This window comes from Candidatus Pelagibacter sp. HIMB109 (assembly GCF_052048155.1).
GTDB lineage: Bacteria > Pseudomonadota > Alphaproteobacteria > Pelagibacterales > Pelagibacteraceae > HIMB114.
The window spans coordinates 16777-41830 of sequence record NZ_JBNAIK010000008.1; the positions used below are offsets into that span (position 1 = coordinate 16777).

Annotated in this window: 23 protein-coding genes; all 23 read right to left on the reverse strand. The window is 29.3% G+C overall.

The annotated features are described in order from the left end of the window. Positions 1-4: 4 nt before the first annotated feature. On the reverse strand, positions 5-907 hold the full coding sequence (tsf, locus tag ACTTAQ_RS05405; RefSeq protein WP_440696248.1) for a translation elongation factor Ts: 903 nt from the start codon (positions 905-907) through the stop codon (positions 5-7). After that, on the reverse strand, positions 894-1682 hold the full coding sequence (gene rpsB, locus ACTTAQ_RS05410) for a 30S ribosomal protein S2 (protein ID WP_440696250.1): 789 nt from the start codon (positions 1680-1682) through the stop codon (positions 894-896). The genes tsf and rpsB overlap by 14 nt, the downstream gene beginning before the upstream one ends. Before the next feature lie 128 nt (positions 1683-1810). Then, positions 1811-5230, reverse strand: coding sequence for a DNA polymerase III subunit alpha (gene dnaE, locus ACTTAQ_RS05415; protein WP_440696252.1), 3420 nt, complete (start codon positions 5228-5230; stop codon positions 1811-1813). Next, a complete protein-coding gene (locus ACTTAQ_RS05420) occupies positions 5230-5910 on the reverse strand; it encodes an ABC transporter ATP-binding protein (RefSeq protein WP_440696254.1) in 681 nt (226 codons plus the stop codon). Before ACTTAQ_RS05420 ends, dnaE begins: the two co-directional genes overlap by 1 nt. After that, positions 5903-7126: an FtsX-like permease family protein gene (locus ACTTAQ_RS05425; RefSeq protein WP_440696256.1), complete on the reverse strand. Its 1224-nt coding sequence runs from the start codon at positions 7124-7126 to the stop codon at positions 5903-5905. The genes ACTTAQ_RS05420 and ACTTAQ_RS05425 overlap by 8 nt, the downstream gene beginning before the upstream one ends. Then, entirely contained in the window at positions 7116-8444 is a 1329-nt protein-coding gene (proS, locus tag ACTTAQ_RS05430; protein WP_440696258.1) for a proline--tRNA ligase, read from the reverse strand. Before proS ends, ACTTAQ_RS05425 begins: the two co-directional genes overlap by 11 nt. Next, entirely contained in the window at positions 8444-8695 is a 252-nt protein-coding gene (locus ACTTAQ_RS05435) for a DUF1467 family protein (RefSeq protein ID WP_440696260.1), read from the reverse strand. The genes proS and ACTTAQ_RS05435 overlap by 1 nt, the downstream gene beginning before the upstream one ends. Continuing rightward, positions 8695-10362 carry a ribonuclease J gene (locus ACTTAQ_RS05440; RefSeq protein WP_440696261.1) on the reverse strand — a complete coding sequence of 556 codons (1668 nt, stop codon included), beginning with the start codon at positions 10360-10362 and terminating at the stop codon, positions 8695-8697. The genes ACTTAQ_RS05435 and ACTTAQ_RS05440 overlap by 1 nt, the downstream gene beginning before the upstream one ends. Further along, a complete protein-coding gene (locus ACTTAQ_RS05445) occupies positions 10352-11113 on the reverse strand; it encodes a type III pantothenate kinase (RefSeq protein ID WP_440696263.1) in 762 nt (253 codons plus the stop codon). Before ACTTAQ_RS05445 ends, ACTTAQ_RS05440 begins: the two co-directional genes overlap by 11 nt. 1 nt (position 11114) lies before the next feature. Beyond that, on the reverse strand, positions 11115-11609 hold the full coding sequence (locus ACTTAQ_RS05450) for a biotin--[acetyl-CoA-carboxylase] ligase (RefSeq protein ID WP_440696265.1): 495 nt from the start codon (positions 11607-11609) through the stop codon (positions 11115-11117). Positions 11610-11635: 26 nt separating this feature from the next. Then, entirely contained in the window at positions 11636-13054 is a 1419-nt protein-coding gene (gene nuoN, locus ACTTAQ_RS05455) for an NADH-quinone oxidoreductase subunit NuoN (protein WP_440696267.1), read from the reverse strand. 1 nt (position 13055) lies between these two features. After that, positions 13056-14555: an NADH-quinone oxidoreductase subunit M gene (locus ACTTAQ_RS05460; RefSeq protein WP_440696269.1), complete on the reverse strand. Its 1500-nt coding sequence runs from the start codon at positions 14553-14555 to the stop codon at positions 13056-13058. Continuing rightward, complete coding sequence (gene nuoL / locus ACTTAQ_RS05465; protein ID WP_440696271.1) at positions 14552-16459, reverse strand: NADH-quinone oxidoreductase subunit L; 1908 nt, start codon at positions 16457-16459, stop codon at positions 14552-14554. Before nuoL ends, ACTTAQ_RS05460 begins: the two co-directional genes overlap by 4 nt. 3 nt (positions 16460-16462) lie before the next feature. Continuing rightward, positions 16463-16771 carry an NADH-quinone oxidoreductase subunit NuoK gene (gene nuoK / locus ACTTAQ_RS05470; RefSeq protein WP_440696289.1) on the reverse strand — a complete coding sequence of 103 codons (309 nt, stop codon included), beginning with the start codon at positions 16769-16771 and terminating at the stop codon, positions 16463-16465. Beyond that, positions 16767-17387 carry an NADH-quinone oxidoreductase subunit J gene (locus ACTTAQ_RS05475; protein ID WP_440696273.1) on the reverse strand — a complete coding sequence of 207 codons (621 nt, stop codon included), beginning with the start codon at positions 17385-17387 and terminating at the stop codon, positions 16767-16769. Before ACTTAQ_RS05475 ends, nuoK begins: the two co-directional genes overlap by 5 nt. A gap of 2 nt (positions 17388-17389) precedes the next feature. Further along, a complete protein-coding gene (gene nuoI / locus ACTTAQ_RS05480) occupies positions 17390-17875 on the reverse strand; it encodes an NADH-quinone oxidoreductase subunit NuoI (protein WP_440696275.1) in 486 nt (161 codons plus the stop codon). 1 nt (position 17876) lies between these two features. Continuing rightward, positions 17877-18881, reverse strand: coding sequence for an NADH-quinone oxidoreductase subunit NuoH (gene nuoH, locus ACTTAQ_RS05485; RefSeq protein WP_440696277.1), 1005 nt, complete (start codon positions 18879-18881; stop codon positions 17877-17879). Next, entirely contained in the window at positions 18881-20893 is a 2013-nt protein-coding gene (gene nuoG / locus ACTTAQ_RS05490) for an NADH-quinone oxidoreductase subunit NuoG (protein WP_440696279.1), read from the reverse strand. The genes nuoH and nuoG overlap by 1 nt, the downstream gene beginning before the upstream one ends. Continuing rightward, entirely contained in the window at positions 20893-22176 is a 1284-nt protein-coding gene (gene nuoF, locus ACTTAQ_RS05495; protein ID WP_440696281.1) for an NADH-quinone oxidoreductase subunit NuoF, read from the reverse strand. Before nuoF ends, nuoG begins: the two co-directional genes overlap by 1 nt. Then, on the reverse strand, positions 22169-22774 hold the full coding sequence (nuoE, locus tag ACTTAQ_RS05500) for an NADH-quinone oxidoreductase subunit NuoE (RefSeq protein ID WP_440696283.1): 606 nt from the start codon (positions 22772-22774) through the stop codon (positions 22169-22171). The genes nuoF and nuoE overlap by 8 nt, the downstream gene beginning before the upstream one ends. Beyond that, the gene (locus ACTTAQ_RS05505; RefSeq protein WP_440679321.1) at positions 22771-23946 is read right to left on the reverse strand and encodes an NADH-quinone oxidoreductase subunit D; all 1176 of its coding nucleotides are present in this window, start codon (positions 23944-23946) and stop codon (positions 22771-22773) included. The genes nuoE and ACTTAQ_RS05505 overlap by 4 nt, the downstream gene beginning before the upstream one ends. Further along, positions 23946-24545 (reverse strand): NADH-quinone oxidoreductase subunit C, encoded by a 600-nt coding sequence (locus ACTTAQ_RS05510; protein ID WP_440696285.1) that lies wholly within the window; start codon positions 24543-24545, stop codon positions 23946-23948. Before ACTTAQ_RS05510 ends, ACTTAQ_RS05505 begins: the two co-directional genes overlap by 1 nt. Next, the coding region (locus ACTTAQ_RS05515) for a NuoB/complex I 20 kDa subunit family protein (RefSeq protein ID WP_440696287.1) at positions 24545-25054 on the reverse strand (510 nt) is incomplete at its 5' end. The genes ACTTAQ_RS05515 and ACTTAQ_RS05510, both read right to left, overlap by 1 nt.

Genomic DNA, 25054 nt, shown 5'->3' on the forward strand with positions numbered 1-25054 from the left:
TTTTTTATTTTGCTAAAGATTTTACTTCCTCACTAAAATCAGTTTTTTTAACTTCAATACCTTCTCCTACTTTGAACTTATAATAGCTAATTATTTCAAAATTATCTGAATTGTCTTTATTAAATTTATCAATAGCCTTTTTTACTGTTATGTCTTGATCAACAACCCAGCTTTGCCCTAACAAAGTATTTTCTGATATTACTTTATTTAATTTTCCAGTCATAATTTTTTCGATTATCTCAGGTTTTTTTCCTTCTTTGCTTAATTGCTCTTCAATTATTTTTTTTTCGCTTTCAAGAAAATTTTTATCTAAATTCTTTTCATCTAATGCCATTGGCGACATTGCGGCTATATGCATACAAATATTATTTGCAAAACTTTTTGATTCACCTTTATTTGATTTATATTTAACTACAGATACAATTTTTCCAGTTAAATCACTCGATTTATTATGAATATAATAACCGATTTTTTGCCCATCTTTATTAATATTTTCAAATCGTCTTAATTTAATATTTTCTCCAATTTTTGAAATTAGATTAATAATAGAATCTTGAATGTTAGAATCATTTAATTTTTGATTCTGTAATTCATCTAAGCTTTTTGCATTTGGACTTACTTCTGAAATCTTTGAACAAAATTCTATAAATTCATTATTCTTAGCAACAAAGTCAGTTTCAGTATTAATTTCTGTTAAAGTAAAATTATTTTCATTTTCACCAATAATAATTAATCCTTCAGCTGCGTCTCTTGAGCTTTTTTTTGATGCTTTCAAAACACCTTTTTTTCTTAAATACTCTACCGATTTATCTATATCGTTATTATTTTCTTTAAGAGCATTTTTGCAATCTTGCATACCTGCTCCTGTAACTTCTCTTAATTCTTTAACTTTCTCAAGCACTGACATTTTTATCTTCCTTATTTATTTCCTTTTTATTACTTAATTTTTGATCTTTAGAATCCTCATTTGATTTTTCTTTTTTTTCAGAAACTTTAATATTTTTCTTTGCATCTAAAATAGTTTTTTTTATTAAATCACAATAAAGATTAATTGACCTGCGCGCATCATCATTTCCTGGAATTGGAAAATCAATGTTATCTGGATCAGAATTGCTATCCAATACTCCAATAATAGGAATATGAAGTTTTTTAGCTTCTAAAATAGCTAATGACTCAATGTTTGTATCTATCACAAAAATTATATCTGGTAATTTTTTCATTTCAGAAATTCCGCCTAAAGATCTTTCTAGCTTTTCTTTTTCAAGATTCATTTTGATTAACTCTTTTTTAGTAAAACCAGAGTCTTCTTGTAATAAGTTTTTCTTAAGGTTTTTTAATCTTTTTATTGAATTACTAATTGTATTCCAATTGGTTAACATTCCCCCTAACCATCTAAAATTTACATAATAATTGTCTGTTTCTTTGGCAACCTCAGCTATAAGTTCTGAAGCTTGCTTTTTTGTAGACACAAATAATACTTTTCCACCGCTTGATACAGATTTATGTAATTCTAATAGGGCTGTTTTTAAAAGTTCTAATGTTTTTGATAAATCTATAATGTGAATAGAGTTTTTTTCTCCAAAAATATATGGTTTCATTTTTGGATTCCATCTAAAAGTTTTATGTCCTAAATGTACGCCTGCCTCTAACAGGTCCTTTACTGTTACTTCTGGTAAGTTCATTTTATCCTTTCCGGTTAATCCTCCAGAGAAGCTACTGCAAATGCAGACCGGGGGCAAAAGCCACTTTCTCTGTGCGTTTTTTTATGTGGCTTATATATCTGGTCGCTAAAATTTCAACTGAAAATTTACTAAAAAATTGGCTTAATCTGGTAATTTTCAAGAAATTCAATATCAGATGGTCTTACATTTAATTTATGGTGTATTTTGAAAGAATACTCTTTAGAATTTTTATCTTTATAAATAATATTTACAATTGAAGAACCTTTCTCTTTCAATCTATTTTTAATAACATCTAAAGATTTGATGTTTTCAATTTTAAAACTTACCTGATCAATAGTTTGATTTTTCAAATCATCGATAAAAAATATATTTTCTAAATTAATTCTTTCAATATTATCTTTGGTGGTTTCTTTCTTTACTTTTACTAAAAAAGAATTACCGACAACAAGATTAGATCTATTTTCTACTAATTTTTCTGAAAATATGAAAAGTTCATACATTGAACTGAGATCAACTAACTTGATGATCCCATAAGGATTGCCTTTTGCAGTTTTTTTTTCTTGAATTGAAATTAATGTTCCAGCAATCATTCCATCTTTAAGAGTATTATTATCTTTTAATTCTTGATATGAATATACGTTATATTTTTTTAAGACTTGAAAATTTGATTTTAAAGGATGTTCTCCAACAAAAAAACCAATTGACTCGAATTCTTTTTTTATTTTTTCATTTTTATCCCAATCTAATACATTTAATTCTTTTATATTACTTTGATCATTCTCTAATTCATTTGAAAATAATTGATCTTGTTCATTATCACTAACTTCATCTGAGGATTTTGATTGTTTTATGTATTCCGGAACATTCTCAAAAAGTTTTTTTCTATTATTATCTAAAATATCTAACGATCCAGACTTGATTAATCCCTCTAATTGTAACTTATTTAAGTTTTTACTTTCTACTCTGCTTAAAAATTCAGAAATTGAATTAAATTTTCCATTTCTCTCTCTCTCATCTACAATTTTTGAAATAGCATCATAACCAACAGCTTTTATTGCTGATAATGCGTAATAAATAGTTTTATCACGAGGTAAAAATTCTGCATATGAAAAGTTAATATTTGGTGGCTTTATATCAATTTTTAATCTTTTTAATTCTTCATAAAATAAATTTAATTTATCAGTATTTGATAGTTCTGTATTCATGGAAGCGCAAAAAAAATATATTGGATAATGGGTTTTAAGGTATGCTGTTTGAAAAGCAATTAATGCATATGCGGCAGCATGACTTTTGTTAAAACCATATTGTGCAAACTTTTCTACTAATTGAAAAATGTAAATAACCTGATCTTTTGAAATACCATTTTTAACAGCCCCATCTATAAAATCCTTTTTTTGACGCTCCATTTCTGCTGATTTTTTCTTACCCATAGCTTTTCTTAAAATATCTGCTTTACTTGCACTAAAACTTGATAACGCTTGAGCAATTTGCATTACTTGCTCTTGATAAATTATTACCCCATATGTTTCCTTTAAAATATTTTCTAATTTTGGATGAATGTAATCAACTTCCTCTTTTTTATGTTTTCTAGAAATATAAGCTGGAATATTCTGCATTGGGCCAGGTCTATACAATGCTACTAATGCTATAATATCTTCAAATTTATTTGGTTTTAACTGCTTTAAAACCTCCCTCATACCAGAGCTTTCAAGTTGAAATATACCCATAGTTTCCCCAGAACTAAGCAGCTCAAAAGTTTTTTGATCTGCTAAATTAATTTTACTTATATCGAAATCACGCTTGTCCTTTTGAATAAACTCGATAGTTTTTTTAATTACTGTTAAAGTTTTTAAACCAAGAAAATCAAATTTAACTAAACCAGCGTCCTCTGATGATTTCATATCAAATTGAGTTACTGGAATTGGTAAGGTTGAGGATAAATCTTTATAAAGAGGAACTAATTCATCTAAATTTCTATCACCAATAACAACTCCTGCCGCGTGTGTAGCTACATTTCTATATAATCCCTCAAGTTTCAAAGCGTAATTAATTAATTTTTTTATTACTGGATCATTTTTTTCAGCTTCTTGTAATCTTGGTTCTATTGCAATTGACTCCGCTAAAGATAATGGTCTCGACGGGTCGAATGGTATCATTTTACAAAGCTGATCCACTCTTCCATAAGGTAAACCCAAAACTCTACCAATATCTCGTAATGCCATTCTAGCTTGAAGTTTTCCAAAAGTGATGATTTGTGCAACTTTATTTGGATATTTGTCTTTAACATAATTGATAACTTCATCGCGACCTTCTTGGCAAAAATCTATATCAAAGTCTGGCATTGATATTCTATCTGGGTTTAAAAAACGCTCAAAGAGTAGACCAAATCTAATAGGATCTAAATCTGTGATAGACAAACACCAAGCAACAAGCGATCCAGCACCCGATCCTCTTCCTGGCCCAACAGGTATATTATTTGATTTAGCCCAATTTATATAATCAGATACAATTAAAAAATACCCAGAAAATTTCATTTTTGAAATTACGGAAATTTCATAATTCAGTCTGTCAAAATAATCTTTTCTTGTTTCATTTTTTTCAGCATTGGCACCTAACCTTGGATAGACGTATTTTTCTAATCTTTCTTCTAAACCTTTCTCTGCTTTATCTTTTAATATTTGATTAGTATCTTTTCCATTTTCAGAAAAAGATGGAAGTAATGGATTACTTTTTTTTGGGAAATAATTAAATTTATATTTAAAGTTTTTGTTATTTTCGAGAGCGTCAGGCAAATCAGCAAAAAGAATGTCAAATTCACTTGTTTTTTTAAAATAATGCTGATTAGAATATTTTAACCTGTTTTTTTCATTAACATAGCTTTTTTCACCAACACAAATAAAAGCGTCATGAGCATTATATGAATCTTGTTCCAGATAAAATACTTCATTGGTTGCAATTAATGGTATGTTTGCATCAGATGATAATTTAATTAACTTTTTTTCAAGTTGTTTTTCATGAAGCTCATCATGTCTTTGAATTTCTATATAAATATGATCATTAAAAATATCTTTAAGTTTTTTTACCTCGTTGAAACAGTATTCATCTTTATTTTTTACTAATAAATCTGAAAAAAAACTAAAACTTCCACCTATTAGTATAATTATTCCCTCATGATATTTTTTTAATATATTTAAATTGATATTTGGCTTGTCGTCATGTTCTTGTAGATCGAGATAAGATTTAGAAGATAGTTTTAGTAAATTTTTATAGCCTATTTGATCTTTTGCATACAGCGATGCTGTTCCGTAGGTTATTTTTCCATCTACATTTTCTTTTATATAAATTTTTGTTCCTATTATAGGTTGAATGCCTTCTTTCTTAAGTTGTGAAGAAAATTCTAAAGCTCCAGATAAATTTTCAGAGTCACAAAGTCCTACTGCTGTAACACTATGCTCTTTGCAGTAATTAACCAATTTATCAATTTTTATTGCACCTTCACAAATTGAAAATTGGGAATGTATTTTTAAATTAATTGCTTCTGCAGACATTAATTAAAATTAACAGTTCCATTTGAAATTGTTAATTCTAAATCTGACTTATTAACAAGTGATTTATTGTGAGTTGCAAACAATATTAAAGAATTTTCATCTTTAAAATTTATAAACATATCTAAAATTACTTCTGCATTTTTTGAATCTAAGCTTCCAGTTGGTTCATCTGCTAATATAAGCTTGGGTTTGTTTATTAAGCTTCTAGCAATGGCAACTCTTTGCTGCTCTCCACCTGATAATTCCTTTGGTGTATGATTTAATCTATTTTCTAAACCAGCTTTTGTTAATAAATTTTTTGCTAACTCTAAAGATTTAGATTTGCTTTCACCTGTATAGAGATTGGGCAACATTACATTTTCTAATGCAGTTAAATCTGAAATTAAATTAAAATTCTGAAAAACAATTGAGATATTTCCTCTTCTATAGTCAGATTTTTCTTTATCACTTAAATTAAATAAATTCTTTGAAGTATCTAAATTATATTCTCCCCTATCGGGTATATCTAACAATCCTAGTAAATGAATAAATGTTGATTTTCCAGAGCCTGATGGCCCTGTTAATGCTACCAATTTATTTGTTGTTAAATCAAGGTTTATATCATCTAAAACTACAATTTCATCAGTCGAATCAATAAATTTTTTTTTTAAACTTTTAATTTGCAAAAAACTTTTATTCATTTTTTAAGTTTTTAATTGGTTCAAGTTTGGAGGCGCTTAAAGCAGGAAATAAGGATGCAATAAAAACAATTAAAATTGAAAAAATTGAAATCAATAAAACAGAGTCATAATTAATATAAGATGGCAATTCACTTAAAAAATATATTTCTGAAGGAAAAATATTAATATTAAAATTATTATTCAAAAAACTTCTGATATTTTCTAGATAATAAGATATAAAAATACCGAGTATAACACCAAGTGCCGTTCCTAATAAACCTATTGTTGTTCCAGTTAGTAGGAAAATTTTAAGTATTGAATTTTTTCTAAAACCTATTGATCTTAAAATCGATATTTCTTTAGATTTGTTTTTAATCAAAATGGTTAATACCGAAATTATATTAAAAGCTGCAACAACTATAATTAAAGTTAAAATAATAAACATTACATTTCTTTCAACTTTTAGAGCATCAAAAAATGTTTTATTACTATCTACCCATGAATATATGAGACGATCATTATATTTTTGTTTTAAGATACTTGTAAAGTTATTTGAGTTATCAGGGTTGTTTATTCTTATTTCAATTTCATTTTCTTTATTTGAAAAAAATTTACTTTGATCTAAATCTGAAATCAAAAAGTTATTATCAAATTCATACATTCCAGTATTAAATATAAAACTAACTTTAAAATTAAATTGTCTTGGCAAAATACCAAAAGGAGTTGTTTCTGTATTATTTGATAATAAGGTTAGATTATTACCTATATCTAAAGACAATTTGCTTGCCAATTCTAATCCTACTCCAATTCCATTTTCATTTACTTTTCCTTTAACAATAGAATTTTTTAGAAAATAAATATCTTTTATCTCATTTTTAGAAAAACTTTTTACTAAAACTCCATAATTTTTATTTTGTGTAAGAATTAATGCTTCAGAATTATTTACTAAATTAAGATCTGAAATTTTTAAATTATTTTTTTTAGCAAGGTTTATGATGCTTTTTTTTTCTAAATTATATTTTCCTTTAGATTGAAATGAAATATGTGGTTGGTACCCTAAAAGTTTATCCAGCAAATCTATTCTAAAGCCATTCATAACAGACATTACTATAATTAATGTCGCTACACCTAGCATTATTCCAATAAAAGAAAAATTAGATATGACTCTTAAAAAACCATCTTTGTTTTTTGGTTTTAGATATCTTGAGATAATTAAAATTTCAGCTTTATTTATCAATGTTATAGATTTCTTTTAACCTATTAATAACTTCTTCTTTTGATAGAATTAATTTTTCTTCACCAATTTCTTTAAATTCAAATTCATCTTTTTTTAATTTTGATCCAATTATAATTTGATATGGAATTCCAATTAAATCAAAGTTTTTAAATTTACTAGATGGATTTTCAGATGTGTCGTCTAAAATTGGATCAAGATTAGCATTAATTAAATACTGATATATTTCATTGGATTTTTGATCAGCCTCATCTCCATTTTTGCCGAGATTGATAATTGCTACTTTAAATGGAGTAACTGTCTTTGGCCATTTCATAAAAGTACCATTGTATTTTGCCTCAATAATTGCTGCTGGTAACCTTGAAACACCAATTCCATATGAGCCCATTTGAGGGTTTATGTTTTTTCCTTCTTTATTATTAACTAAAGCTTTCATAGATTTTGAATATTTGTCACCAAAATAAAAGATGTGACCAATTTCAATACCTTTCGTCCTTAATTGATTTTCTTTGGATACGTTATTTTCAAACTCATTAACATCATGTTTTTCATCTGTAGCAGAATAAAATTTAGAAAATCTTTCTATAATTTCATTAATATTTTTTTCTGAATAATCTACTTCATTAACATCTATATCTAATAAATTTTTATCTAAAAAAACCTCACTTTCACCAGTATCTGCTAAAATTATAAACTCATGAGACAGGTCTCCTCCTATTGGTCCAGTTTCTGCTTTCATAGGAATTGCATTAAGTTCAAATTTTTGAAAAGTTTTAAGATATGACAAAAACATTTTCTTATAAGAAAACTCTGCGGCAACTTTATCTATATCAAAAGAATAAGTATCTTTCATCAGAAACTCTCTGCATCTCATAACACCAAATCTTGGTCTTATTTCATCTCTAAATTTCCATTGAATATGATAAAGCATTAAAGGTAAATTTTTGTAAGATTTAATATTATCTCTAAAGATTTGAGTAATTAGTTCTTCATTTGTTGGGCCATACAACAAATCCCTTTCATGCCGATCAGAAATTCTTAACATTTCTTTACCATAATCATCATATCTACCGCTCTCTTTCCAAATATCTGCAGACTGAATTGTTGGCATTAATAATTCTATAGCTCCAGCTTTATTTTGCTCTTCTCTAACAATTTGCTCAATATTTTTTAAAACTTTAAAGCCCATTGGTAACCAAGAGTAAATACCTGAGGTGGACTGTCTTATCATACCCGCTCTTAGCATTAGTTGATGAGATTTAATTTTAGCCTCTGAGGGATTTTCTTTCAAAATGGGTAAAAAATAATTTGATAATTTCATTAAGATAAAACTTCTCTAATGTTTAAAATATTAAAATAAGTCAAAACAAAGATGATCGCAAATAATAAAGACGTAATAAATGTCGTTATAACTAATTTTTTAACAATATTAGGGTTGATAGGTGCTCCAGGATCGGTACCTTCAATTATATTTCCTTTCTCATGTTGTGAATTTATATTTCTAGGTAAAATTATAAATAAAACAAGCCACCATAAAATTATAAAAACAACAATTGATCCTGTAATGGACATTATAAACGAATTAAATTTATATTAGTAAAAGGTTTTTTTGATAATCTAGATTGTAAAATTTTTCTGAGAGAGTTTTTTAAATTATCAATAAGATTATTTTCCTGTTTTTTATTATTTAGAGAGTAACTTCTGCAAATATCTAATATTTTATCTTCTAATTCATATTTAATTTCATTTAATTCCTGATTATGCAAAGGAAGTCCTCTAAGATTTATCAAAGGAGATCTTTCTACATTACCATTTCTTGAAATTATTAAATTAATATCCATTAAACCATTATATGAAATATTTTTTCTCTCTTTTAGAGCTGGAGACTCCTCATCAATTAATCTATTACCATCGACTAAGAGCTTACCAGAATTTACTTTATTTATTATCTCTGCTTTATTTGGAAAAATCTTAAGGACATCTCCATTTTCTATCAACATTGGTTGCTTTATTTTTTTTTCCTTTGCAAAAAGGTTGTGCTCTTTTAAATGACGGTGCTCACCATGAACCGGTACTGAAATTTCTGGTCTAATCCAATCATACATTTCGTGCATTTCCTCTCTGCCAGGATGACCAGATACATGAATAAATGCGTTCTCTTCAGATATAACGTTTATACCTCTTCTTACTAAAATGTTGTGCATTGAATAAAGTTTTTTTTCATTACCTGGAATAATTCTTGATGAAAAAATCACAGTATCATCTTGAGCAACATTAATATCAGGATGTGTTTCGTTACAAATTCTATTCATTGCTCCATTTGGTTCTCCTTGACTTCCAGTACAAAGGTAAACAATTTTTTCCCTTGGCATTTGTTTAGTATCTCTTGGATCTAATGGTGGTTTGATATCAGAAAAATATCCACAAGATTTTGCAGTATTAAATATTCTATGCATAGACCTACCAACTAAACTCACATGTCTTCCAACTTTTTCAGCACATTGAAATACAGTTTGCATTCGAGCAGCATTAGAAGCAAAGGTTGTTACAATTATTCTTTTTTGTTGTTTTTCAAAAATTCTAAGCATACTTTCTTTAACATCTTTTTCTGAACCAGATCTTCCTTCAGTAAAAATATTAGTTGAGTCGCAAATCATTGCTAATATCCCCTTGTCTCCAATTTCCTTTAATTTTTTTTCATTAATATTATTACCCATCATTGGATTAAGATCACATTTCCAGTCACCAGTATGAAAAATTTTTTTATCCTTGTATTCAATTAACAATGCGTTGGGCTCTAAAATTGAATGTGTTAAAGATACAAGATCAATTTTTAAAAATTCTAAATTTATATTTCCATTTAAAGGAATTATTTTCAAATATTCATCTATACTAATTCTTTTTTCTTTAAATTTTTCTCTAATTAATGCACCTGTGAAAGGTGTTGCATATATATTAGTTTTTAAATTTGGCCAAACATGTGTTAAGGCGCCTATGTGATCTTCATGACCGTGAGTTATTATAATTCCAGCACAATTATTTTTATTTTGATAAATAAAGTCTGGGTCAGGAATTATAACATCAATCCCTGGAACGCTTTCTTCTGCAAATGTAATACCACAGTCTACCATTAACCATTTATGATTATTAGGCTCACCAAAACCATATAAATTCATATTTGCACCAATTTCGCCGGATCCCCCAAGAGGACAAAACAAAATTTCTTCTTTAGAACTCATCAAAAATTTCTCTATTCTGTTTAATAGTTTTAACAAGTCCATAAATGGTAATGTCTTGATTTACAATTGTTTTATACTTTAAGGATTTTTTAAATAATTTTGAATAACCACCAGTTAAAATAATAAGGTATTTTTTTTTGGATTGTTTTTGAATTTTATCAATAATGCCGTCAATCAAACAAGTATATCCAATAAATACACCTGATTTGATAGCTGCAATTGTATCTTTTCCAATGACATTTTTTTGTTTAGTAATTTTTACTAAAGGCAATTTTGCTGTAAATCGATTTAAAGCTTTCAAAGCTAGCTCGATACCTGGTGCAATAACTCCTCCTTGATAAATATTGTTTTTTTGGACAATATCAAATGTTGTAGTAGTGCCAAAATCAATAATAATACAATTTTTGTTGTAACAGCTTAAAGCGCCTACAGAATTTACAATTCGGTCTGAACCAACTTGAGATTTTTTTTTAACATTAATTTTAATTGATTTGGTAATTTTTTTATCATTAAATTCATAAAGTTTTATATTTTGCTTAGAAGTAAATGATTTTAAAATATTAAAAATTTTTGGGACAACAGAGGTTGAGAATATCACTCTAATATTATTTTTTTTTAAATAAGATTTAATGAATGATAAAGTTTTTTTTGAGTATGTAAGCAATGAAATTGGTTTGGCAATTTTATTATTTCTGGGATTGTATAAAGCTAATTTTATACTCGTATTACCAATATCAACTAATAAAATCATTTTATAATTTATTAAAATTTTTTTTTATAAACTCTAAAAAGTCTAATTTGTTAACCTTTTTTTTTAAATATTTATTTAAAAATGTAGTTTTGTATTTTTTTAAGTTAGGACTCGAGGCTAAATTAAGCCCAATTCCAGCTATTACAAATAAACTTTTATTATTTTTATAACTCTCAACTAATATTCCGCATACTTTTTTATTATTTATTAGAATATCGTTAGGATCTTTAATTTGAATATTTTGTTCTTTTAAGCCTTTTTTTATTAAAAAGTTTTTTACTATTTTTAAAACTTTATACTGATATTTTATAATATCTCTTTGTAATCTAATTTTTTTATAAAAACTTAAAAAAATATTTCCTTTTTTTGAAACCCATTTATTTCCATATCGTCCTCTTCCATTTGTTTGGATTTCTGCAGAAACAATACCATTTGTTGAGATGTTATTCTTAATCAAATTAATACAAAATTCATTTGTGCTATTTGTTTTGTCCAATAAAGAAACGTGCGATAAATTCAAATTTAATTAAAAACCTTAGATGCTATTTCAGTTATATTAACTAAAAAAGATGGATTTATAAAATAGAACAAAATTAAAAAAGACGATGAAAACAATGAAAATTTCATGCCAAGTCCAGATATATCATCAAATTTTTCCTGTTCAGTATCAAAATACATAATTTTTATTATTCTTAGATAATAGAAAGCTGATATCACGGAACTTAACAAACCTATCACAGCCAAAATATACATTTCTGACTCTATTACAGATTTAAAGATGTAAAACTTTGCAAAAAATCCAGCTAAAGGTGGAATGCCTGCAAGTGAAAATAATATAATGCAAAAACAAACAGCAACTACTGGATGGTTTTTTGATAACCCTCCTAAATCTCTTATGTCTTCACAATATTTTTTATCTCTACTAAAAAAAAGAATTGATGTAAAAGCCGCAATATTCATCACTACATAAATAAAAATATAAGATAATGTTGCAGAAATACCTGATAATGATCCTGTAGCAAGACCTGCAAGGCCATAACCCATATGCCCAATACTACTATAAGCCATTAGTCTTTTTATATTCGTTTGACCTATCGCGGCTACTGATCCTAAAATCATAGATGCAACTGATATAAATATAATAATAGTTTTCCATTCAGCAAAAGCTCCACCAAAAGCAACAAATAAAATTTGAATAAATGCTCCCATACCGGCAACTTTTGGGGCAAGAGCAAAAAACGCTGTAACCGCAGTTGGCGAACCCTCATAAACATCTGGTGTCCACATATGAAAAGGTACAGCAGAAACCTTAAATGCTAATCCAACGATAACAAAAACTAAACCAAATATTAAACCAATATTTTCAACAGTAAAATTCTCGTTAATAATTAAATAATTTGTAGAACCAGTGAATCCGTAAATCAATGAACAGCCATATAAAAATAATCCTGATGATAATGCTCCTAAAACAAAATACTTAACACCAGACTCAGAGGATTTTAAAGAATTTCTGTCAATTGAAGAGAGCACATATAATGATAATGATTGTAACTCGATACCTAAATATAGACCAATTAAATTGTTTGTACTCACCATTACAAACATTCCTAATGTTGAGCATAAAATCAGTATCATATATTCAAATTTTTCTATCTTTAATCTTTTTAAATATTGACCAGTAAAAATTAATGAAAAGGCTGAAGAAATTAAAATAATTATTTTTAATAAATTTGAAAAATTATTAATTGAATAATTATTATTAAAAATCAAAATTTGGTTATCATAATTAACATATACAAGCGGTATACAAATTAATAATAATATAATGGTTATTTTTTTGATCAACGAAAAAGAATTTTTTAAAAATACACCGGCAACCAATAAAATTAAAAGTGAAAGCGTTAGAAAAATTTCAGGAAAAATATTTTGTAATTCTATCATTTTATTTTACAGCTCCCACCAATTTAATATAATCCGTCATATTGTTAGAAACTTTGTCAACGCTTGATGAAATTAGATCAAGTATTAAAGCAGGATAAAAACCTAAAACAATAGTCATGATTAATAATGGTGTTAACATTAAATACTCATTTTTGTTTAAGTCAGTTAATTTTTGAATTTTTTCATTTGTGATTTTTCCAAACACAATTCTTCTATATAACCACAAGCTATAACAGGCAGATAAAATGACCCCTGTTGCTGCAAAAAATGCGATCCAATAATTGTATTTAAATGACCCAATTAAAACTAGAATCTCACCAACAAAACCACTAGTTCCAGGTAAACCTAAGCTACCTAGTGTAAATACCATAAACATTACCGCATACTTTGGCATTATATTTACAACACCACCATATTCTGAGATTTCTCTTGTATGCATCCTGTCATAAACTACACCTACACATAAAAATAAGGCGGATGATATTATTCCGTGACTAATCATTTGAAATATACTTCCTTCAATTCCTTGTTTGTTAAATACAAAAATACCTATTGTTACAAAACCCATATGGGCAACGGATGAATATGCTATTAACTTTTTCATATCTTTTTGTACAAGAGCAACCAAAGATGTGTAAATAATTGCGATAATACTTAAGGCAAAAACTAATGGAGCAAAATAAACTGATGCATCTGGAAATAAACCCAATGAGAACCTTATAAAACCATAACCCGCCATTTTAAGTAGAATTGCAGCTAAAATTACTGATCCAGATGTGGGCGCCTCAACGTGTGCATCGGGTAACCAGGTATGAACCGGCCACATCGGTGTTTTGACAGCAAAAGATGCAAAAAAACCAAGCCATAAATATTTTTGATAATCCTTATTAATTTGAATATTTAAAAGCTTTTCAACATCTAAAGTTCCCGCATCAAAATAAATATAGATAATTGAAATCAACATAAATATTGATCCAAAGAGAGTGTATAAAAAGAATTTAAACGCGGAATACACTCTTTTTTCACCGCCCCAAATTCCAATAATTAAAAACATTGGAATTAACCCAGCTTCAAAAAATAAGTAAAAAATAAACAAATCTAATGAACAAAAGACACCTATCATCATTGTTTCCATTAATAGAAGTGCAATCAAGAATTCCCTCAATCTTTTTTTAACACTATTAATCGTTGCTAAAATACAAATTGGAGTAATGAAAGTTGTTAGTAATATAAATGATAAAGAAATTCCATCTATTCCAACTTTGTAATTTACAAAATTAAATATCCAGTCATGTTGCTCAATAAATTGGAAGTCAGGATTGTTATAATTAAAATTATTTAATATTAAAATTGAAGCTAAAAATACTATTCCGCTTGTTAATAAAGAAATATAACCTGATGTTCTGTTAACAAATTCTTCTTCTCCTTTTAAAAAAAGTAAAAAGAAAACACCAATTAGAGGTATAAATGTTGTTAATGTTAAGATAGGTATTTCGTTCATATTATTAAATAAGTTAATAAAATTGTTAATCCAATTAAAATGACAAACGCATAATGATATAAATACCCAGATTGAAATAATACAGCACGGTCAGATAAAATTTTTATTATCTTTGCAAATCCATTTGGCCCAAAACCATCTATAATTTTTACATCGCCTTTTGACCAAAAAAATGAGCCAATTGCTTTAGCAGGCCTTGTAAATAAAAAGTCATACAATTCATCAAAGTACCACTTATTGAGTAAAAAATTATATAATGGCTTATGTGTTTGTTTTAAATTTTCTAAAATTTTTTCATTTCTTACATAAAAATAATAGGCAGCGAATATTATGATAACACCAGAAATTGGAGTAAATAATAAAAACCATAAAGGAGGATGTTTTAGCTCAAACTGTTCTTTAAAAAATATAGCTGATTTCCAAAAATTTTGATGGTCAGTACCAATAAATATATCTTTAAATACAAAGCCTGCAAATATTGCGCCTATCGTTAATACAAATAACGGAATTAATATTACTGGAGGTGACTCATGAACCTTATGGAATTCATAACTTTCATTTTTATAATTTCCATGAAAAGTTTTATAAATCAATCTCCAAGAATAAATTGACGTTAGCAAAGCGGTGAAAACACCAATTGATGTTGCGTACATGCCCATACTATTTGTTGAAAAATATGCAGCTTCTAAAATTGCATCTTTTGAATAAAATCCTGACAAAAAAGGAAACCCAGTTATGGCTAGAGTTCCTACAACCATAAAGGCATATGTGTATGGAATTTTTTTATAAATTCCTCCCATTTTTCGAATATCTTGCTCTTCATGTAAGCTGTGAATTACAGAGCCTGCACACAAAAATAATAAAGCTTTAAAAAAAGCATGAGTAAACAAGTGAAATATTGCAATATGATAAGCGCCTATACCTGCTGCAAAAAACATATAACCTAGCTGACTGCATGTAGAATAAGCTATGACTTTTTTAATATCATTTTGAACCAAACCAATAGTGGCAGCAAAAAAAGCAGTTGAAGCACCAATGGTTACAATTAAACTTTGTGAAAAAGGTGAAAATTCAAAAATCGGGGAGCATCTTACTACTAAAAATACACCTGCAGTAACCATTGTAGCTGCATGAATTAGTGCTGAAACTGGTGTAGGGCCCTCCATGGCATCTGGCAACCAGGTGTGGAGAAAAAGTTGAGCTGATTTTCCCATAGCACCTATAAACAAAAACACACAAATATAAGTAATTAAATTTCCATCTGTTCCTATAAAATTAATCTTTTTATCAAGTAAACTTGGAACTGCTTTAAATACTTCTGAAAAGTTTAAAGAGCCTGTATATTTATAAATTAAAAATATTCCAATTGCCAAACCAAAGTCACCCACTCTATTAACCACAAATGCTTTTATTGCAGCAGCATTTGCACTTGGTTTTTTAAACCAAAAACCAATTAACAAATATGAAGCTAGCCCAACACCTTCCCATCCAAAAAATAATTGTAAAAAATTATCTGAAGTGATCAGCATTAACATTGCAAATGTAAATAAGGATAGATAACTCATGAAACGAGGTTTATCTGGATCATGACTCATGTAACCAATTGAGTATACATGAACTAAAAATGAGACTGATGTTACAACTACAAGCATTACAGCTGTAAGTGTATCGATATAGATAGACCAATTTAAATTAAGTTGACCTGATGAAATCCAGTTAAAAATAACAAAATTTAAAACATTAGATCCAATGATGAATTGATATAAATAATAACAAGATATTATAGCTGATAAGAAAATTAGTGAACTTGTAACAATCTGTGAACCAAGGTCACCAATTTTTCTTCCAAATAATCCTGTTATTAAAAAACCGATCAAAGGTGCGAAAATAATTGTATAAGCCACGCTCTAACCTTTTAAAGTATTGATGTCTTCAACATGAATACTTCCTTTATTTCTAAAAAATACTACTAATATCGCCAAACCAATGGCAGCTTCACCTGCTGCAACCGTTAAAACAAACATTGTAAAAACCTGTCCAACTATATCTTGTAAATAAACTGAAAAAGCTACAAGGTTAATGTTCGCTGAAATCAAAATCAACTCAATTGACATTAAAAGAACAATAACGTTTTTCCTATTTAAAAATATACCAATAATTCCAATAGTAAAAATTATAGCTCCTAAAAATAAATAATGACCTAGTGAAATATCAATCATTTAATTTTACTCCCTTAAAGCTTTCAACTTCTTCTAATGAAACACCATCATCTCTTTCTCTTGAAACTTGCTTGGTAATGTCTTGTCTTTTTAAATTTTCTTTTTGTCTAAAGGTCAATAAAATTGCACCAATCATTGCAACTAATAGAATTATCCCTGAAATTTGAAAATAATGAATGAAATCAGTATACAAAACATTTCCTAATGCTTCTGTATTTGAAACTTTAGAACTTATCTTAATTTCTGATGTTTTGATAAAAGAGTCTTTGTATTTCCACGTACCAATCATCATTCCAAGCTCAATGATTATTACTATTCCGATTAATAAACCAAAAGGTAAGTAACTTAGAAAGCCAGTTCTAAGATCTTTAAAATTTACATTTAACATCATTACTACAAACAAAAATAATACTGCCACCGCGCCTACATAAACAATCAATGTCAACATACCTAAGTACTCAGCACCCATCATAATAAAGAGGCAAGATATACTGACAAAATCTAAAATTAAAAAAAATACAGCATGCACGGTATTTTTTGATGAAATAACAGCCAATGATGAAGAAATGGCAATAAAAGAAAATAAATAAAAAATTAAAGCGTGCGCTAACATAATTACCTATAAGGTTTATCCAATTTAATGTTATTTGCGATTTCAGTCTCCCAACGATCGCCATTTTCGAGAAGCTTTTCTTTTGTGTAGTATAATTCTTCCCTGGTTTCAGTTGTAAATTCGAAATTAGGTCCCTGAACAATTGCATCTACTGGACAAGCCTCTTGGCATAAACCGCAATATATACATTTCACCATATCAATGTCGTATCTCGTGGTCCTTCTTGAGCCATCGTCTTTAGGCTCTGACTCAATGGTAATTGCTTGAGCCGGGCACGCAGCTTCGCAAAGTTTACAAGCTATACATCTTTCTTCACCATTAGGATATCTTCTAAGAGCATGCTCACCTCTAAACCTTGGACTAATAGGACCTTTTTCAAAGGGATAGTTAACTGTTGCTTTTGGCTTGAACATGAATTTGATTGCTAAATATAATCCTTTAACAAACTCACTTAAAAATATTGTTTTTAATAATCTATTAAATTTCATATTAATTTACCGGCAACATTTTAAAATAAACTAAAAAACCTGACACAAGAATTACCCAAGTTAAAGATACAGGTAAAAAAACTTTCCAACCTAATCTCATTAATTGGTCATATCTATATCTAGGAACAATTGCTTTAATTAATGCAAACGCAACAAACAATAAAAGAATTTTTAGAACTAACCATAAAGGAGAAGGTATTACATTTAATGGAAAAATATCTGCTGGAGGTAACCACCCTCCTAAAAATAATATAGAACCCATGGCACACATTAATAAAATATTTGCATACTCACCTAACCAAAAAAGAGCATACATCATACCAGAATATTCTGTTTGATAACCTGCAACCAACTCTGCTTCTGCCTCTGGTAAATCAAATGGCGGTCTATTCGTCTCTGCTAAAGCTGATATAAAAAAAATTACAAACATTGGAAAAAGTGGTATTGCAAACCAAACTTTTTTTTGTGCAACTACAATATCAATTAGATTCAAGGATCCAACACACAATAAAACCGTCACTATAATAAAACCAATCGAAACCTCATAAGAAACCATTTGCGCAGCTGATCTTAACGCTCCTAAAAAAGGATATTTTGAATTTGAAGCCCAGCCCGCCATAATAATTCCGTAAACACCAAGAGATGAAACAGCAAATAAATATAAAATACCAACATTGATATTAGCTACATAAATATTTTCACCAAATGGGATAACGGCCCAAGCTAAAAGAGCTAATGACATCGTAACAACTGGAGCTAAAATAAATATTACTTTGTTTGCACCAGCAGGAATTATAATTTCTTTAAAAATATATTTTAAAGCATCCGCTGCAGTTTGAAGCAAACCAAAAGGTCCTACAACATTTGGTCCCCTTCTTAATTGAACCAAACCCCAAACTCTTCTATCTACCCAAACAATCATTGCTACTGCAATAAGAACAGGTACGAGCAAAAACATAATTTTTAAGACATCAAAAAATATGATATTTAAATAATCGTTTAACATTAATTTTCTGTTCCAGTTTTTCTTGGTTGTTGTTTAGCTAATTTGCATTCATTCATTGTTTGAGAAGATCTTGCTACAATATTAGTCTGGTAGTAATCGACATTATTTATTTCAATTAGATGTTCTTTTTTAACATGTCTTTCAATTTTAAGATTTTCAATATCTGATGGTTGAATTTCATCATAAATGCCTAGAAATTTATGCTCATTAATCATTTCTTCTCTTAAACTTTCAAAAGAAACATAATGATGATTAGATCCTTTACCTTTTGCAATATCATTAAATATTTCAAAATCTTCTTTTGCAAAACCTGGAGGGTAGCTGGCTTTATAAGATCTTTGTACCCTTCCTTCTAAATTTACAAAAGAACCATTTTTTTCTGAGTAGGCAGCACTTGGTAATATAACATCAGCAAATCTAGAATTTTCACCACCGTGCGAACCTTGATAAATAATAAATTGATTATTTTTTTTATCTATATTCACTTCATCAGCATTTAATAAATATAAAACATCAGCATCATAAACTTTCTGTAAATTTTCTGTTTGCAAACCTAAAATTAATGAACCTACATTTGATGCAGACTGGTGAAGTATATTAAAGCTATCTAATTTGTTAATATCTTTTAATAAGGTTTGAACTGAAGAAATTACATTTTTAGATATTTCAGATTTTAAAACACTCTCACCTATTATAATTACAGGATTTTTTGCTTCTTTAAATAGTTTTGATTCTGATATATTGCCAAATACCAAATCATCTAAAATAGAGATATTATTGCCAATAACCTTAAGTTTATAATGCTGGTCTCCAGGATCTCCGATTGAGAATACTTTGCATCCAGATTTAACTGCTTTTCTAATTCTTGAACTTATTATCGTAGCTTCTAATCTAGGATTTGCTCCAACTAATAAAATAAAATCAGCTTCATCAATTTTGCTTATTGTTGTGTTAAATTTAAAATTAAAAGTATTTGATGTATCAAATAAAATATCCTTTTGTCTAAAATCAACTAACTCAGAATTAAAAACATTCTTGAATAACTTTTTAAAAGCATAACTTGTTTCAAGATCAACAAGTTGACCAACTAGTCCGCCAAAAGTTTTTTTATTTTCTAAGTTTTGGTTTATAAAATTTAAAGCTTCTTTCCATGATGCCTCTTTGAATTCACCATCTTTTTTAATGAAAGGTGTATCTATTCTATTGTTTAATAAACCGTCACAAGCATAACGGGTTTTATCTGATATCCATTCTTCATTAATTTCATCGTTAATTCTTGGTAAAACTCTTTTAACTTCCCAACCTTTTGAGTCCATTCTAATATTGGAGCCAACAGCATCCATAACATCGATAGTTTCAACTTTATTAAGCTCCCACGGTCTTGCTTCATATGAATAAGGTTTTGAAGTGAGTGCACCAACGGGACATAAATCAATTACATTTCCAGACATTTCAGATTCAATTGTGTTTTCTAAGAAGGTTGTAATTTCCATATTTTCACCACGATTGATTGCTCCGATTTCAGAAACCCCTGCTACCTCTTCAGAAAATCTAACGCATCTAGTACAGTGAATACATCTATTCATGTGGGTTTTGATCAAAGGACCCATATATTTTTGATCAACTGATCTTTTGTTTAATTCATATCTGGATCTACCGCCTCCATAATTAAATGCCTGGTCTTGAAGATCACATTCGCCTCCTTGATCACAAATCGGGCAATCTAATGGGTGGTTAATTAATAAAAACTCCATGACTCCTTCTCTTGCTTTTTTTACCATTGGAGTATTTGTTTTTATCACTTGTCCATCCATTACAGGCATCGCACATGATGCTACAGGTTTAGGTGATTTTTCCATTTCAACTAAACACATTCTGCAATTACCAGCTATTGATAATCTTTCATGATAACAAAATCTTGGGATTTCTTTTCCTGCAGCTTCGCACGCTTGCAGTACTGTTGACCCAGATTCAACTTCTACTTCTATTCCATCAACAGTTACTTTTGGCATTAAGCAATCTTTCTATTAGCTAAGTTTGAACACTTCTCTTCCATTTGTTCTCTAAAGTGTCTTAATAAACCTTGAACTGGCCAAGCTGAGGCTTCTCCAAATGCACAAATCGTGTGTCCTTCAATTTGTTTTGTAACTTCTAATAACATATCAATTTCATGTATTTCAGCTTCACCTCTATTAATTCTTTCCATCATTCTCCATAACCAACCAGACCCTTCTCTGCATGGTGTGCATTGACCGCAACTTTCGTGTTTATAAAATCTTGAAATTCTTGAAATGCAAGAGACAATATCTTGTGATTTATCGATCACAACTATTCCTGCAGTTCCCATCCCACTTTTAGCTTCTACTAAAGCATCAAAGTCCATCAAAATATTATCACAAACTTTTTTCGGTAATAATGGCATTGAAGATCCACCTGGAATTACAGCTTGCAAATTATCCCATCCACCTATGACACCACCTGCATGAGTTTCAATCAATTCTTTTAACGGTATGCTCATTTCTTCTTCAACATTACAAGGATTAACAACGTTACCTGATATACAAAAAATTTTTGTTCCTCTATTTTTAGGCCTTCCAAAAGAGGCAAACCATTCGGGTCCGCGTCTTAAAATTGTAGGCACAACAGCAATAGTTTCCACATTATTTACAATTGTTGGACAGCCATACAAACCAACTAATGCTGGAAATGGTGGTTTTAATCTTGGCTGACCTTTATTACCTTCCAAACTTTCTAGCAGTGCAGTTTCTTCACCGCAAATATATGCACCAGCACCGAAATGAATATACATATCAAAATCCCAACCACTGCCAGCAGCATTTTTTCCAATTAGATTTTTTTCATAAGCTTCATCGATAGCTTGTTGTAAAACTTTACCCTCATTAACGTACTCTCCTCTAATATAAACATAACAAGCTTTAGCTCCCACAGCGTATGCAGCTATTAAAGAACCTTCGATCAATTTTTGTGGTTCATATCTAAGTATATCTCTATCTTTGCAAGTTCCTGGTTCAGACTCATCTGCATTAATAACAAGATAATGAGGTCTATCAGTAGTTGGTTCTTTTGGAGCAAAAGACCACTTCATTCCAGTTGGAAATCCTGCACCGCCTCTTCCTCTTAATTCAGATTTTTTTACTTGATCAATGATCCACTCTTTTCCTTTTGCAATAATTTCTTTTGTATCTTTCCAATCACCTCGATTCAAAGCGTTGGAAAGATTAAAGCTTTCATCTCCATATAAGTTCCTAAAAATTCTGTCTGTATCTTTAAGCATTTTTATTTAATAGTGTTGTACGGTTTTGAATTGGTTCAGAACCTTTTCTCCCGGATTGAGAGCCTATATTTGGCAATTTACCTTCTTTAAAACCTTTAATTATAGCTTCAGCTTTTTCAGCATTTAAATCTTCAAAATAATCATCATTAATCTGAACCATTGGAGCGTTAACGCAAGCTCCTAAACATTCAACTTCTATCCATGAACTATCTAATTCCTTATTTAAATGTCCTTGTTTTTCAGAGATATGTTTTTTACATACTTCAACAACTTTTCCTGATCCTCTAATCATGCATGGAGTTGTTGTGCATACTTGTACAAAATATTTTCCAACAGGCGCTAGATTATACATTGTGTAAAACGTAGCTACTTCATATACCTTGATATATGTAGTTTCTAACATATCTGCGATTAATTGTATTGCAGCGAGTGGTATCCAATTATTATTTTGTCTTTGAGCGATATATAAAAGAGGCATCACCGCACTCTTTTTTTTACTCTCAGGATACTTTTTTAAAACCTCTTCAATCTTCATTTTATTTTCATCTGTGAACGCAAAAGATGAAGGTTGATTTTTGGCTACATGTTTTCCGCTCATCGATCAACTTCTCCAAAAACAATATCCATTGATCCGAGTAATGCTGGAACGTCAGCTAACATATGGCCTTTAATTAAATAATCCATTGCTTGTAAATGTGTAAAACCTGGTGCTTTAATTTTACAACGATAAGGTTTGTTTGTTCCATCAGCTACTAAATAAACTCCAAATTCACCTTTAGGAGCTTCAACAGCTGCATAAGTTTCGCCTTTTGGAACACTGTAACCTTCAGTGTAAAGTTTAAAGTGATTGATCAATGCTTCCATTGAAGTTTTCATATCTGATCTCTTGGGAGGTCCAACTCGAGTATCTAAAGTCATAATCGGACCATCTGGTAAATTAGAAAGAGCTTGAATTATAATTTTTACACTTTCTCGCATTTCTTCAATACGACAAAGGTATCTGTCATAGCAATCTCCATTTTTTCCAACCGGTACTTTAAACTCATAGTTTTCATAACCATCATATGGCTGAGATTTTCTCAAATCCCAAGGTATGCCTGAACCTCTAATCATAACTCCTGAGAAACCATGATCTAAAGCTTCTTGAACAGAAACAATTCCAATATCAACATTTCGCTGTTTAAAAATTCTATTATCAGTTAATAAATTTTCTAAATCATCAATTACTTTTGGGAAAGATTTACAAAACTCTAAAATATCTTTGTCTAATCCGGTTGGTAAATCAATATGAACTCCACCTGGTCTAAAGTAATTAGCATGTAATCTTGAACCTGAAACCCTTTCATAAAATACCATTAATTTTTCTCTTTCTTCGAACCCCCAAAGAGAAGGTGTTAGCGCTCCAACATCTAAAGCTTGTGTAGTGATATTTAAAATATGACTTAAAATTCTACCAATTTCACAAAAAGCAACTCTGATGTTTTTAGCTCTAATTGGAACGTCAATATTAAGTAATTTTTCTACAGCAAGCGCAAATGCATGCTCTTGATTCATTGGCGCTACGTAATCGAGTCTATCAAAATATGGAACGGCCTGAGTATACGTTTTATGCTCTATAAGTTTCTCAGTTCCTCTATGTAATAATCCAATGTGAGGATCTGCTCTTTCAACAACCTCACCATCTAATTCTAAAATAAGTCTTAAAACACCGTGCGCTGCAGGGTGTTGAGGTCCAAAGTTTAAGTTAACTGTTTTAAATTCTTTAGACATTATTCCCCACTCTTTTCTTGTTCTTTTTTAATGTAATCAGGTCCTTGCCAAGGACTTTTAAAATCAAAATCTCTATAGGCTTGTTGCAACTTTACTGGGCCGTAAACTACTTTTTTTGTCTCTGGATCATATCTGACTTCTTTATAACCAGTTAAAGGAAAATCTTTTCGCAAAGGAAAACCTTCAAAATTATAATCTGTTAAAATTCTTCTTAAGTCAGGATGGTCACTAAATTCAATACCATTCATGTCAAAAACTTCTCTTTCCAACCAGTTTGCAGAAGGAAACACATTGGTTAGAGTTTGAATTTTTTGTTGATCCTCTAAATCAATTTTAATACTTATTCTTAAATTATTTTCATGACTTAAAAATAAATAAATAATTTCAAAACGTTTTTCTCTATTTGGATAATCTACTGCAAGAATATCAACTAGTTGTCTAAATTTTAAATCTGAATGTCTTTTTAATTGAACAACATTATCAATCAATAGATCTGCATTACAGTTACAAACTAAATTATCATTTTGAATTTCAATTTTAGCAAGTCTAAAATTTGGGCTTCCTTCAATGATAGTTTTTACTTCATCTAATGTTTTCATTATCGTTGCAAAGATCCTTCTCTTCTTATTTTTTTTTGCAATTGTAATATTGCATACAACAAAGCCTCTGCACTTGGAGGACATCCTGGAACATAAATATCAACGGGAACAATTCTATCGCAGCCCCTCACTACAGAATAAGAATAGTGATAATAACCACCACCATTTGCACAGCTGCCCATTGAGATAACATAACGGGGCTCTGGCATTTGATCATAAACTTTTCTCAAAGCTGGTGCCATCTTGTTTGTTAAAGTTCCTGCTACAATCATAACATCGGATTGTCTTGGTGATGCTCTTGGCGCTGCGCCAAATCTTTCAAGATCATATCTAGGCATTGATGCTTGCATCATTTCAACTGCACAACACGCAAGTCCAAATGTCATCCAATGTAATGATCCAGTTCTCGCCCAATTAATTAAAGTGTCACTTGCAATGGTAACAAAACCCTTTTCAGAAAATTCTTCTGCAACTTCTCTAAACTCTTGTGGAATCTGATCTAACTTTGA